Origin of the sequence: Microcoleus sp. B4-C2 (assembly GCF_036705265.1) — a bacterium.
In the GTDB taxonomy this organism is placed as follows: domain Bacteria; phylum Cyanobacteriota; class Cyanobacteriia; order Cyanobacteriales; family Microcoleaceae; genus Microcoleus.
In genome coordinates this window covers 1-14332 of record NZ_JAUBUB010000067.1, presented here as the reverse complement: position 1 = coordinate 14332, position 14332 = coordinate 1, and the positions used below count along the sequence as shown (strand labels likewise).

The 14332-nt window shown below is 43.6% G+C and carries 4 protein-coding genes; 1 reads left to right on the top strand and 3 read right to left on the bottom strand.

Annotation, left to right across the window (positions count from 1 at the left end; genetic code table 11):
• The first annotated feature begins 123 nt into the window (after positions 1-123).
• Entirely contained in the window at positions 124-264 is a 141-nt protein-coding gene (locus tag QUB20_RS19000; protein WP_333291572.1) for a hypothetical protein, read from the top strand.
• On the opposite strand, the gene QUB20_RS18995 is transcribed toward QUB20_RS19000, so the two are convergent.
• From QUB20_RS18995 to QUB20_RS18985, 3 genes are all read right to left on the bottom strand, one after another.
• Positions 247-5265, bottom strand: coding sequence for a PAS domain S-box protein (locus QUB20_RS18995; RefSeq protein WP_333248383.1), 5019 nt, complete (start codon positions 5263-5265; stop codon positions 247-249). The two genes, QUB20_RS19000 and QUB20_RS18995, sit on opposite strands and share 18 nt — an antisense overlap.
• Positions 5266-5951: 686 nt before the next feature.
• Positions 5952-7157 carry a hybrid sensor histidine kinase/response regulator gene (locus QUB20_RS18990; protein WP_333248385.1) on the bottom strand — a complete coding sequence of 402 codons (1206 nt, stop codon included), beginning with the start codon at positions 7155-7157 and terminating at the stop codon, positions 5952-5954.
• Between the two features lie 275 nt (positions 7158-7432).
• Positions 7433-13930, bottom strand: coding sequence for a PAS domain S-box protein (locus QUB20_RS18985; RefSeq protein ID WP_333248387.1), 6498 nt, complete (start codon positions 13928-13930; stop codon positions 7433-7435).
• Between the last annotated feature and the right edge of the window lie 402 nt (positions 13931-14332).

The window sequence follows — 14332 nt, the reverse complement described above, 5'->3', positions numbered from 1 at the left end:
GATGCGATCGAGTGACCCGGAGCAAGGATAATGCTCGCTTGCAGGGTATAATTCCGATGTTACGGTATTTGATATTACTGAGATGTTGCACCATTCTCAATTACTTGTTTAGGAACAGGCAAGATGCCTGTTCCACAAAGAGTAAATTTTCTTGTGGAACAGGCATCTTGCCTGTTCTTGAGAATGGTGCAAAATGTGATATTTTACCCATTTCCGCTTCCAAATTACAAATTACCAATTGCTAATTTATTGCCCCAAATTTGAATTCCTACCAGTTAAATTCGGCCGCACTGGAATTTCAATCAAAAACTCCGCTCCCTCACCCAATGTCGAAATACAGCTCAATCGGCCGCCGTGGCGATCGACGATAATCGAGTGAGAAATCGACAGTCCCAAACCCGTGCCCTTGCCCACAGGTTTAGTTGTGAAAAACGGGTCAAACAGCCTCGATCGCACTGACTCTGGTATCCCCCCCCCGTTGTCGGCAATCGATACCGCTACGAAGCCGGCAGCCACCTGATAACTGCGAATAGCGATCGTGCTGGGATGTCGATCGCACTCCTCGATCGAACGCTGCTTGTCCCGTTCTTCCAAAGCATCGATCGCATTAATCAAAATATTCATAAATACCTGATTCAACTCGCCAGGAAAACATTCAATTTGTGGCAATAGTTGGTAATCTTTAACTATCTGAATTTCTCCATGACTGCTGTGAGATTTTAACCGATTTTGCAAAATCATCAAAGTGCTATCAATTCCCTCGTGAATGTTAACCGACTTCCCAGCGGACTCGTCCAATCGGGAAAAATTACGCAACGATTTTACAATCTCGACAATTCGCTCGGTTCCTACTTGCATCGAATTAAACAATTTCGGGAAATCCTCAGCAATATAATCCAAGTCTATTTCATCAATTTTCTCCAAGACTTGGGCCGGAGGATGAGGACAGTAATGCTGGTAAACTTTAATCAATTCCAGCAAATCTAAAGTGTAATTACGAGCGGGATTGAGATTGCCGTGAATAAAGCTAACAGGGTTATTAATTTCGTGAGCAACACCAGCAACTAACTGACCCAAGCTCACCATTTTTTCATTTTGAACGAGCTGAGCTTGAGTCGTTCGGAGTTTGTTAATAGCTGCTTCTAACTCTAGCGCTTTTGAACGTTCTCGCGCTTCCGATTCCTGCAAAGCTGACTCGGCTTGTTTGCGATCGGCAATTTCACTTTGTGCTTGCTCAAACAGCATTGATTGCTGGATCGCGATCGCCAACTGCACGCTAATTTGTTTGAGACACTCGACCTCAATTTCCAGCCAGTGGCGGGGGCCCGCGCACTCGTGGGCAATCAATAAGCCCCACAACTTCTCGCCTTGCAAAATCGGCACTACCAAATTAGCTCGCACCTGAAATTGACTTAATAAATTAATGTAGCACAGGGAAAGACCTGCTTTGTAAATATCATGCACAGCTAGAGGGCGACCGTCTTCGTAAGCAGAAGCAGAGCTGTCTTCAAAGCAGGAATCTTTAATAGTTATTCCTTGAATCGACTGCCAATTTTCGCCCACAGACTCGACAGTTATAAAACCGCTCCAATCGGGATTAAAGCGATAAATAACTGTCCGATCTGTTTGCAAAAAGTGCCGTACTTCAGCAACAGTGTTTGTCAAAATTTCTTCTAAATTGAGAGAAGAGCGAATGCGCTCCAGCATTTTTACCACCAGGCGTTCGCGCTTTAATTGCTGGCGCAAGATAGCCTCGGCAAGTTTGCGAGTGCTAATATCTTCAATCACAGCAATTACATAGCTAGGTTCCCCAAACCCATCCCGCACTAAAGATACAGTCATATTAGTCCAAACAAATGAACCGTCTTTGCGAATAAAGCGTTTTTCAATAGAATAATTAAAAATTTCCCCAGCTAACAGTCTGTCGCGCGACTCGACATCTGCTGCTACATCTTCGGGGTGAGAAATGTCCCCAACATTTCGCGATTTTAGCTCTAATTCTGAGTAGCAGACAATATTGCAAAACCCTTGATTTGCATTCAAAAATTGACCGTCGCGCCACACTTTGACAATGCCAATCGCCGCTTGTTCAAATACAGCTCGAAATCGCTGTTCGCTTTCTTGTAAAGCAATTTCTGCTTTTTTGCGATGGCTAATGTCCATTGCCGTGCCACACAGCCGCACCACCTGACCCAACTCATTTTTAACAGCTTTTCCTTTAGCGTTAACGTGCCTAATTTCTCCTGATGGAAAATAGATGCGGTGGTCGATGTCGTAAGCTGTTCCTTCAGTCACTGCTTTTTGTACAACTTCTGCAAACCTTTCTTTGTCATCGGCATGAATTTGCTCTAAAAGTTCTTCCATTGTCGGCGGCCGATTCAATTCTCGACCGTAAACTCGAAACAGTTCTTCCGACCAAGTAATAACTCCTGTCTCCCTATCAAATTCCCAATTGCCGATGCGGGCTATTTTTTGCGCTGCTTGCAACTGTTCGGCAAGTTGTTGCAAAGATGCGATCAACTGCGTTTTTTCGGCTTCTGCTGCAACGCGGGCGCTGATATCTTTGTGAGTGCCTGTTATCCGCAGTGGCGTACCCCATTCGTCGTACTCGACTACCTTGCCCATCGCCAGAATCCACTGCCAATTGCCCGCTTTATTGAGCATCCGAAATTCAAATTCATAGATATCAGTCTCACCTTCCAAATAGGAATTTAAACATTCCATTACCTTCACTCGGTCTTCGGGATGCAGCAAAGTTTCCCAACATTTGAGGTTATTTTCAATTTCGGTTTCTGCATAGCCTAGCATTGATTTCCAATAAAAGTCGAAATAAGTTTCGCCAGTAGCTATATTCCAATCCCACAGCCCCAAAGAGCTGCCGGAAACCGCCAACTGTAATCGCTCTTGACTGAGTTTTAATGCCGATTCGGTGCGTTTTCTTTCTGTGAGGTCGGCAATTATGGCTATCATTCCTATCGGTTGCCTAGCGCTATCTTTAATGCAGTTAGCTCGCAAGAAAGTTTCTATAATATCGCCATTTTTACTCTTGATTTCAATTTCACTTTCCCAGGAAAAACCTTTCCGCAGCACCCTAAATAACTTTCTCAAGTCTTGAGATTTGGGGTACATTACTGCTGGGCCGCCGGCATTATTTAGTTCCTCCACTGTATAGCCGTAGCGCTGAATAAATGCTTGATTATGATAAACGGAATAACCGTCTAAATCTGCGATCGCGATCGCATCACTAGCGCTGTCTACAGCTTGAGTTACCAGGCACAGAGTCAGTTCGGCTTGTTTGCGATCGGTAATATCAAAAATCGCTCTGTCGAGCCACAAAACTAGCCCTTCTAGATTGTAAGTTGGCCTACCTCTTTCCGACATCCACCGCACCGCCCCGTCATCGCGAACAATCCGGTATTCTAGATTGTACGGCTGTTTCGACTCTACTGCTGCGCTGATTTGTCGATCGACCATTTCCTTGTCTGCCTCGTGGACAATGGTCGCAAAACTCAAGCCGTTATTGCGAATAAAATCCCCCGCAGGATACCCACTAATTACCTCAATTTCATCGCTAATAAATACCATCGTCCACTCAGCATCGTACAAGCTGCGGCAGATAGCGCCGGGGATATTCTCAACGAGCGATCGAAATCTGGCTTCGCTCTCCCGCAAAGCGGCTTCGGCCTGTTTTAAATCAGTAATATCCAGCACCATGCCTTCCCAAACTATATCCCCTTCCTGCCCTATTTCCGTGGGATAATCAACTCGTTCCGGTCTCGAAACCCCTTGCATCCACTTAAGTTTTCCCGACGGTACAATCGCCCGCCATTCCTGCTGCCATGGCTGCATATTTGCCGCAGAAACAGCAATAGAGTCTTCAAATTGTTGACGGTCATCTGGATGAATAAAACTAAAAAATAGTTGAGGATCTTGCTGAATATTTTCTGGCTCCAATTCATATAAATCGCGGCTGCCAGAAGAAATATAAGGGAAACTTTTTTTACCGTCGATTGAGAGACGAAATTGATAAATTATTCCCGGTAAATTGGCTGCAAGTTGCCGAAGTCTAGCTTCGCTTTCTTGCTGCGCTAATTGTTTGCGCCTATCCTCAGTGATATCTCGAATTATCCCGACGAGATTTTTACTGCCATCGCTATTTTCAAATACAGTTTTTTTAGTAGACAAAATGTGCTTTGCACCGCGGCCGTCCGTAAATATTTCCTCGCTCTCGTTTTCTTCCCCCGTCCTAAAAACTTGTTCGTCATTCTGCCAAAAAATCTCAGCTTCTTGTCTTGGGAAAAAGTCATAATCCGACTTGCCCAGCAGTTCCTCGCGCTGCTTCCCGATCAGCTTGCAAAAAGCATCATTTAACAGTATCCAGCGGTGCTGTTCATCCTTGACAAAAAGTGGGTCTGCCACTGCATCGATTGTATAATTCAAAAACTTTTTACTAGCATCGAGTTCGGAAAGTGCTAAAATTTTTTCTGTAATATCATTGATAGTTCCTGTCGTCCCCTGCGCCTCGCCGTTCCCGCCCCAAATAAAAAATTCTTGCACTTCTACCCACCGAATTTCGCCATTTTTTGTAAGATATCGAATTTGATAGCAATTGGATGTTTCTTGATTTTCGCTCAAACCTGTCAACGAATTTAAATATTGGTATTGATCCTCAGAATGAATGTAACTCAAACAGGAAGTTCCTAAGCTTTCATCAACGGTAAATCCGGTAATTTCCGTCCAAGCCGGATTGAGAAAAGTCCAATTGCCCGCAGTATTTGTTTCAAAAACAACTTCTTTGATATTGTCAACAACCTGCTGGTATTTTTCTTGACTTTTTTGCCATTCTGCTTGCCGTTTCTGGCGGGCGATCGCGCACCTGAGCGTCCGTACCAGCAGCCGGCTGTCTACCTGTCTTTTCACCAGATAATCTTGGGCGCCGGCGGCAATTAACTCGACAGCCAGTTCTTCGTCATCGGCCGCTGTCAGAATGACGATCGGAGTATTGATACCGCAATCTTGAAGTCGGAAAAAAGTATTAAATTTTGGGCTGTCAGGAAGTGAAATATCTAATAAAATTACATCAAAAATTTGCTCCCTTAAAATTTCTATCGCTTCCCGAAAGCGAACTACATTGGTCACATCAATTAAGTGTCCTAGTTGGGGTTCAGACAGCAGTTCTTGAATGAACTCTGCATCTTCGGCACAATCTTCTACTAAAAGAATTTTTAAACCAAGCGTTAAAGTTGACTCAAACACAGATGTCATACCATTTTAGATTTTAGATTTTAGATTTTAGATTTGGAATGACTGATGACTGATGACTATCGCGGTTTGGCTGTTGCGTAAACTAGCATTTTTTTTACGGGTATCCTTTTGCTATTGTTTAGGAATAAAAAAATCAGCAGCGGATGCAGCTACCTAGCTGATCATTGGGGAACTTGAAGCACACGCTTTAGAGTGCGCTGTGTGCTTGCAGACCACCCAGATTTATTTGTAGAATTGAGTTGTTCGCTGCAAGTTGTCCGCCTGGCCCCAAACCTAGTGGCCCAAAATTATCATAGTCTTACAAATATTGCAACTCAACTCTATTTTAATTTACAACTTTTGGCAGGGGAATAGCAAGAGGCAAATCAAAAGAACGCGGATTAATCAGGATTGGCATTGCTGATAGCCTTTGAAAATTTAGATTTTAAATAGCCGTTTAAAGCTTGCCTAAAGTTAAAATATTTGTTTTTGGAATAGTCTTACTAAGCTAGGAGAATTACCGTTAATTTACAAAATCCGCTCTGAGATTGTGTCCGGTTAATTGCCCGCAATTAGCGCTTGTTTGTATTGAGCAATGCAAGTCCTCTCTTGAGCGAGTAACCAAGACTTGCATTCCATGCTACAAATTTAATTACAAACTTAATTATGGTTGTCTAACCCGACACAAGTTAACTCAGTTGAGTCGCTCAATTTGTCTGCGGTTTGGGCAGCACAACTGTAAACACGCTGCCTTGACCGACATTGCTGCTAATAGCAATTTCACCGTTAAAAGGTTTTAAAAGTTCAATACAAGTATAAAGTCCTAGACCTGTTCCTGTTGGTTCACCTTCCGTTTTTGCCTCGCCTTTAGGCGGCTTGGATGTGTAAAAAGGATCAAAAAGTTTTGGCAAATCTTCAGATGATATGCCGCATCCCGTATCTGCAATATCCATGTATATGTTCGAGTCATCTTGCCGCGTCACGATAGTTATTTCTCTGCTTTTCTTTTCCCACATAGCATCCATTGCATTATTAATTAAATTATAAAATACTTGAGAAAGATAGGAATAAATTAATGGAATGCTGTCAATTTCTTCGTCATAAAAGTATTTTTTTCTAATTTTATTTTTAAAATATAGGTTGCCTTCCAATAGCTGAATTTCTCGCTGCACTAAATCGTTGATATTCACCGGGTGCAAATCTTGCTTTTGCTCGTTGCGGCTTTTCATCATCAGAGTATCCATGATCTGATTGATTTTTGTGACAGCTTGAAAAATATACTTAGTATAGTTAAACAGAGAGTCTTCTTGAATTTGTGTGGCTTTTGTTTCAATCAAATCGACGCTAGTCTGGATCACTTGCAGGGGACTTTTGAGGTTGTGAACCATGCCCTGAGTCAAACGTCCGATGATGGCTGTTTTTTCCTGGTTTATTAATTGCTTGGTTTTTTGTTCAACAAGTCTTTCAAGGTTTTGGTTGAGGTGGGCAAGTTCGAGGTTTTTTTCTTCGAGTTTTTTTTGCAAGCTGCGGATTGTCAAGTGGGTTTGAATCCGGCTCAAAACTTCTTCGTGCTGGAAAGGCTTAGTGATGTAGTCAACTGCTCCTGTCTGAAAGCCTTTTACTTTATCAGGCGTATCGGAAAGGGCGCTCATAAATATGATGGGAATATCTTGCGTTGACTGGTCTGCTTTCAAACGGCGGCAAGTTTCAAAACCGTCAATTCCTGGCATCATGATATCCAAAAGAATCAAGTCGGGATGGATGTAGTCAATTTGCTCGATCGCACTTTCGCCGTCTAGAGCCACTAATACTTTAAACCCGTAATTCCTTAACAACTCGAAAAGTACGTCAAGATTTGTTTGGTTGTCATCGACAATTTGTATGATGCTTCTTTCGGAATTCTTATCGTTCATATTCAAGGGAAATATTCAAATTTTAGACTTTTGAGTTGTGGTTTGTGAGTTTAAATCGGATTCAAGTGATTTTCTGCGGATCTAGAAATCCGGTTGTTTCATAGATGCCTTTATTGGCAATCACTCTTTTCTTTTGTGGGCGGGATCTGGGGTCCAACCCCTACTCCCCACAAGAAATTCAGTCTCTGTGGAACAAGCCGGGAAGCCTGTTGCTGACAATGGTGCAAGATCAGAGATTTAACGGATTTTGAGTTGTCTGTTAGCTATCGTCAATTTTAGGACAAATGTTGCTTCAAAAAATCTCGAATTTTCTTGAGCTGAAATCCTTTAGCAAGTTGGCGCAGGTGATGAACGAAAGGCACTAATGTCGGCTCAGAATGTTCGAGTTTAGCCGTTTCTTCCAGAATAGCTTCAATATCGCCCATTGCAGCCAATCTTAACAACGCCAAGACTGACTCTGAGGCAGGAGACACCATCGTTGAGTCAGCACCAGCAATCTCAGAAGATGCTTTTGCAGTTTGATCAGTCCGCTTTTTGGTTTGCGATCCTTCTTCGTAAACCCATTCTAGTCTCAAATGCAGGCGCAATAATTCTAAAAGCTCGTTAGTTTGAATCGGCTTGGTGAGAAAATTATCGCAACCTGCAAGTATGCTCTCTTGCTTGGTAGTCTCGTAAACGTTAGCGGACAAAGCAAGGATAACCGTATCTTTTAATTCCGGCAACTGTCGCAGCCGCCTGGTAGCTTCCCAACCGTTCATTACGGGCATCAGCAAATCCATTAAAATTATATCCGGTAGAAATTCCTGTGCTTTGTGCAAGCAGTCTTCGCCGTCTGTAGCTTGTGCAATTTCAAAGCCTAAATGAACAAGCAGCCTGTGCAACATGGCGCGATGTACTTCGTGATCGTCCACTATTAGCACTTTCCGCTGGGGGCCGGTAAAACCTACAAGCCGCCTTTTTTCTTGCCGGGAGGGGAGTTCAGAACACTGCGCGACTGCGGGTAAGTCTAGATCCAACCAAAATATGCTGCCTTTGCCGGAGGTACTTTGGACGCGAATTTGGCTGCCCATCATTTTGACTAATTTTTGGCTGATGGAAAGTCCCAGTCCCGTACCTTCGACGAAATTGTTATGATCGCCCACTTGATGAAAAGGCAAAAATATTTCTTCTAATTTATTCTGAGAAATGCCAATGCCGGTATCTTCGATTTGAAAGCGAATTTTAGGGGTAGGGGCACGAGCGCCGATATTTTCTGCTGTTATCACCCCGCGCGCTTGTGTTGTTCCTAGCGGCGGGAGCGACGACATTTGCTCCGCGTCTAAATTCGCGGTCAAATTGATCGTTTGAGTAGCAATTTCCGCTGTGCAACTATAATTTCCACAGTTGGTTTGAGGATAATTATCGGGGAAATTTTCTGCATAACCGACTTTGAATGTAACGCTGCCGCTGTTCGTAAACTTAACGGCATTGCTGAGCAAATTAATCAAAACTTGACGCAACCTTTTTTCGTCTGCCAAAATGCCATCTGGCAGCGCTGACACCTGCTCGTAATTAAAGGCAATTCCTTTTTGAGCAGAGCGCATCTGGAACAAATCAATAATACTTTTAACAAAACTGGAAAAATGCAGGTTTGTCAGAGACAGATCCATTTTACTAGCTTCGATTTTTGAGAGGTCTAAAACATCATTAATCAGCATCAGCAGGTGGTTGCCACACTGGTGAATGTTGTTAAGACTTTCCTGTTGATCGGCGGTAAAGTTTTTATCGACTTTTAGCAGTTGAATGTATCCCAAAATCCCGTTCAAAGGCGTCCGCAATTCGTGGCTCATGTTCGCGAGAAAGTCGCTTTTAGCGCGGTTGGCGGATTCGGCGGCTTCTTTTGCTAATTGCAGGGCGGCTTCTGCAAGTTTGCGATCGGCAATTTCGGTTTGTGCTTGTTCAAATAGCATCGATTGCTGAATGGCGATCGCCAACTGCACCCCCAATTGTTTTAGGCACTCTCCCTCCAATTGTTGCCAGGGACGCGGGCCCGTGCAGTGGTGGGCAATTAACAGCCCCCACAAGTTTTCGCCTTGCAAAATCGGCACTACCAGATTCGCTCTCACGTCTAGCCGAGTCAACAAACCCAAGTGGCAGTCGGCTAGGCCCGCATTGTGAACATCTTCTATGGCTCTAATTCTACCGTCTTGGTAAAGATGAACGTAGGCTGCCCCGAAACAGGGGTCATAAATTTCCATTCCTACAATTGGTCGAACATTTTCGGCAACCGACTCAACAGCGATAAACCCGCTCCAATCAGGATTGAATTGATAAATAATAGTGCGGTCTACTTGCAAAAAATGACGCACTTCTTCGACACTTTTGGTTAAAATTTCTTCAAGATTTAGAGAATATCTAATGCGTTCCAACATGGCTACTGCCAACTGTTCGCGCTTTAACTTCTGTTGCAAAAATAATTCAGATTCTTTGCGTTTTGTGATATCAGTAATTACTGCAATTAAGCCGATTGAATTACTATGAATATCTTGAATACTGTCGGCTCGCACCAGAGCCGTTACTGCTTCGTTGCTCTTAGTTTGCAGTGCAACTTCGCCACACCAAGAGCGACCTTTGCGAAGGCTTTTATAGATTTGTTTGTAATTTTTATGCCGGACATACAGCGCGGTCATATCGCCAAGATTATTGAGTTCTTCCACTGTGTAGCCGTAGCGCTGAATAAAGGCTTGATTGTGATAAATAGACCGCCCTTTCAAGTCGGCGATCACGATCGCATCGCTGGTACTTTCTACGGCTTGAGTGACCTGCAGTAAAGCTAATTCTGCTGCTTTGCGATCGCTAATATCCGTCATCGAACCCACCATCCGCAGAGGGTTTCCGGCTTGGTCCCACACTGCTTGAGCGCGGGCGAGCACCCACTTATAGCTACCGTCTTTGCACTGCAAGCGGTATTCGGCGGCGTAATTGGGGGTTTGCCGATCGAGATAACCTTGGATCGCTGCTTGCACTCGTGAGCGATCGTCTGGATGGATGCGATCGATCGATGCGCTGTTGGTGCTGTCGATTTCGCCGTCTGTGTAACCGATAATTTCTTGCCAGCGGGCCGAGCGAAAAGCTTCATTTGTTTGAAGATTCAGATCCCAAATTCCGTCTTGATTGCCTTTAAGAACTAACTGCCAGCGTTCTTCACTTTTACGCAATTCTTCTTCGGCTTGTTTGCGCTGAATATGATCGCCCAACTGAGTCGCTACAGCCTTGACCAACTCTACTATACGCGGTTCCATAATCGAGCGATCGCGCTTGCAGAATACTAAAACTGCCAGCACCTTTGAACTAGCGTGAATTGGCACTCCGAAACAAGCTTTCAATCCGACTGATTTCGCCATTTGCGATCGGGCAAAAAGATGATTTGTGGCTAGAGAAATATCTTCAATCCATTCTACATTTCTGGTTGACCAAATCCGTCCAGGTACTGCCACTCCGGCGGCGAATCTAATTCTTTTACTTTCGCGGCCGAACCTATCTAAATCGCGATCGCTAGCGTACCAAGTTTCGCTATGTTCCAAACAACTACCGTTAGCAGTCGGTATCCAAGCTTCCGCAAAATTCCAGCCGATCGCATTGCACAGCAACCGCAGAATTTCCGGGAGGGCGCTGTGAAAATCGGCCGACTGACTAATAGCTTGAGTTGCGGCCAGCAACAGCTTTATTTCATCTTCTGCTTGCTTGCTTTCGGTAATATCAGTTGCCGTGCCGAGAATTTGTTTTAACTTACCGTCTGCTGTTTTGGCAAATACAGTATCTCGGCTAACCATCCAGCGCCAAGAACCATCCTTGTGCCTAATTCTGTATTCAATTTCAAAGATATCCCCTTCGCTGCCTGTTTCGACTTGCTGTAAATAATCAGGCATTTTGATTAAATTTTCGGGGTGGATTAAAGTTGACATCATCCACGGCCCCATTGCCTGAATTTCCTCTACTGTATAGCCAAGAATGTGGTAGATAGAAGCGTTCCCATAGATATTTTTTTTTTCAATTAAGTCACAAACATACAAAATATTAGGAATTGCCCCAGCAATTTGCTGAGCGAATCGCTGGCTTTCCCGCAGTGCTGCTTCTGCTTGTTTTCTTTGAGAAATATCGCGAACAACGCAAATAGTTTCTCCGCCGGCTAGCATTGTCAGCGAGACATCTATAGGGACTTCCGATCCGTCGCGACGGCATCCTACTGCTTCGGTGCTGTAAGAACCTTTCTGCACTAAAGTCGGCAGGACTTCTTGCTCGAACCTTTGCAGTTCTGCACCTTGGTAGAATATTTTCCAACTTTTACCTAAGATTTCTTCGAGAGAGTTGTAACCGTAGATATTGAGTCGTGCTGCGTTGCAATAAATCACCTCTTTGTCGGCACTGAATATGGCGATACCTTCGGAAGCAGCCGCCATTGCTGCTGCTTGCCTGTGGAGTTTTGACTCGAAACGTTTGCGATTGGTGATGTCGCGGACGATCGCGATAATTTCGTCATCCGTGCAGAAAACAATTCTCGCTTCAAAATCGTACAGTTCATCATTAACGGGCATTTGATATTCTACAACTTGAATCTCGCCAGTGGCGATCGCTTGTTGATGACCCGACAAGATTTTGTCAGCAAAAGCAGCAGGCAATATGTCTTGTGCTTTTTTGCCGATTAGTGCTTTTTGCGGTAGGATATTATCGAAATCTTTTGCAGGTTTGAAGTCTACAAAAGTGCCGTCTGCCCGACAGCGAAATATCATGTCTGGTATCGCATTTAAAAGAGCGCGGTTGGTGGCTGCGCTCTTACGCAATTCAGCTTCAGCTTGCTTGCTAAATGTAACATCGCGAGCCACGGCATAAATCAAACCTTCTTCTGCAAACGGCGATGCAGTCCACGACAGCCATTTATAAGTACCATCTTGGCAAAGATAGCGGTTTTCTAAGCTAATAATCGGGTGGCTTTTTTTAAGTTTTTCTAATTCCGCTACAGTAATTTCTAGGTCTTCTGGATGGACGAATTCTATCAAAGGTTTGGCTAAGATTTCATCGCTGCTATAACCCAATACATTTGACCAAGCGGGGTTTAAGCGTTTGAAATAGCCGTCAAAACCTGCAATGCAAAGTAAATCCAGCGAGAGATTAAAAAATCGATCGCGGTCTTGCTGGGTTTGTTTCAATTCCGTAACATCCATCACTAAACCGTCCCAAACTATATCGCCGTTTGCTTGCTTTTCTGGCTTCGACGCGCCTTGAAGCCATTTCACTCGATCTCCCATAACTTGCCGCCACTGGTGTTGCCAAGCTTGCTGAGTCGCCGCTGAAGTTGCCATCGATCGCTGCAAGTCTGAGATGTCGTCTGGGTGAACTGTTGCAAAAGCCAAACTGGCATTTTCTTCTATTTCTTCTGGCTTTAAATTGTAGAGCTGCCAACTGCCAGAAGAAACGTAAGTAAAAGATGTTTTCCCATCTACATAAAGCCGATATTGATAAATCATTCCCGGCACGTTGTCGGTCATTATTTGAAATCGAGCTTCGCTTTCCTGCAACGCAATTTGCTGGCGTTTGTATTCGGTCACATCTCGCATTGTTCCGACCAACATTTTAGTCCCATCGGCTTTTTTAAATACTGTTTTTTTAGTAGATATAATGCGTTCTTGACCACCGCTATCTGTAAAAAATTCTTCTGTTTCCTGAGCAAGACTTCTTTGCAATACTTGCTCGTCTTGTTGCCAAAAAAAAGCCGCTTGTGCTGGGGGTAAATAATCGTATCCTGACTGGCCAATCAGTTCCGATCGCCTTTTTCCTATCAAATTGCAAAAAGCATCGTTTACAACGATCCATTTGTGCTGCTCATCTTTGACAAAAATTGGATCGGGAGTAGAATTTATCGTGTGATTTAAAAACTCTTCTGATGCTTTTAATTGAGCTTCGTAACGGTAGCGATCGCTCACGTCCAAGACTACTTTAATCAGGCGGTCTATCGAGCCGTCTAGGGCGCGGATACAGCGAAGGTAAACTCTAGTATAAACGGTTCTTCCATCTTTTCTGCGCCATCTTTGGTCTAAAACATAGCCTTCACTCTGCCCTGCCAAAATTTTATTTAACTGCTCTAAACTAGACTGCAAGTCTTCAGGAAAAACCCACATTTCCCAATTCTCATGCCAAAAATCCTGGCGATCGTATCCCAGTAAATCGCACAAAGCATCGTTCACTTCCAACCACTCGCATTTTTCTGGTGCTGAGGGGGAAATAGGAGGAGCGAGAATGGCAATTCCGACGAGAGAATTCTCGACTACCGAGCGATATTTTTCTTCGCTTTTTCGTAAAGCTTCTTGGTTGTGCTGTCGCTCGACTGCGTAGCGAAGCGATCTAATTAACACTTCGCTGTCAATTTTTCGCTTGACTAGATAATCTTGAGCTCCGGCTTGGATTGACTGCACGGCAAGCTCTTCATCATTGCGGGCAGTCAGTACGACAATCGGAGTATTTAGACTATATTCTTGTATTTTGACAATTGTATTTAAGTCTTGGCTGTCTGGCAGCGAAAGGTCTAGTAAAATCACATCAAAATGTTCGCTGACCAAAAGTTCCTGCGCTTTGCTCAGACGGTCTGTACAACTTACTGATAGCCTTTGGGGTTCGGCTCTACTGACGTTTGTTTCTAATAATAATTCTTCAATCAGATCGGCTTCTGCTTGATTGTCTTCGACCAGAAGAACTTTAAAGCCGTTTCGCTTTGCGGGTGGGCTCAAAACTGATATCATATACCTTGTTTTTTGTCATAAGGCAGTTTAGCCACCTATTATAGCATATAAACAATTGTATAGCCACAAAATCCGCCGTTCCCAGTTGAAAACTATTTGGTTCAACAATTACAATGCACTCTATCTTAGATGTTGAACGGTTCTCAATAACTGGCTTTCTGGCCCATTTCAGAAAGAGTAAATTTTCTTGGGAGGGTTTCTTCTAACCAGCTCTTAAAAGGCTTATTGAAAATGATATAATATCTGATATCAGAAGTGTTGAATGATAGGAAAAGATTGCTAAAATTGGCCCAATAATGTATAATTGCAGAGTTATAAATTATTAATAATCAACTGAAATGCTATTTTCTAACTTCCCCAAAATTGTCAAACGGTATCTCGCCCATTTACCCAAAGATGATT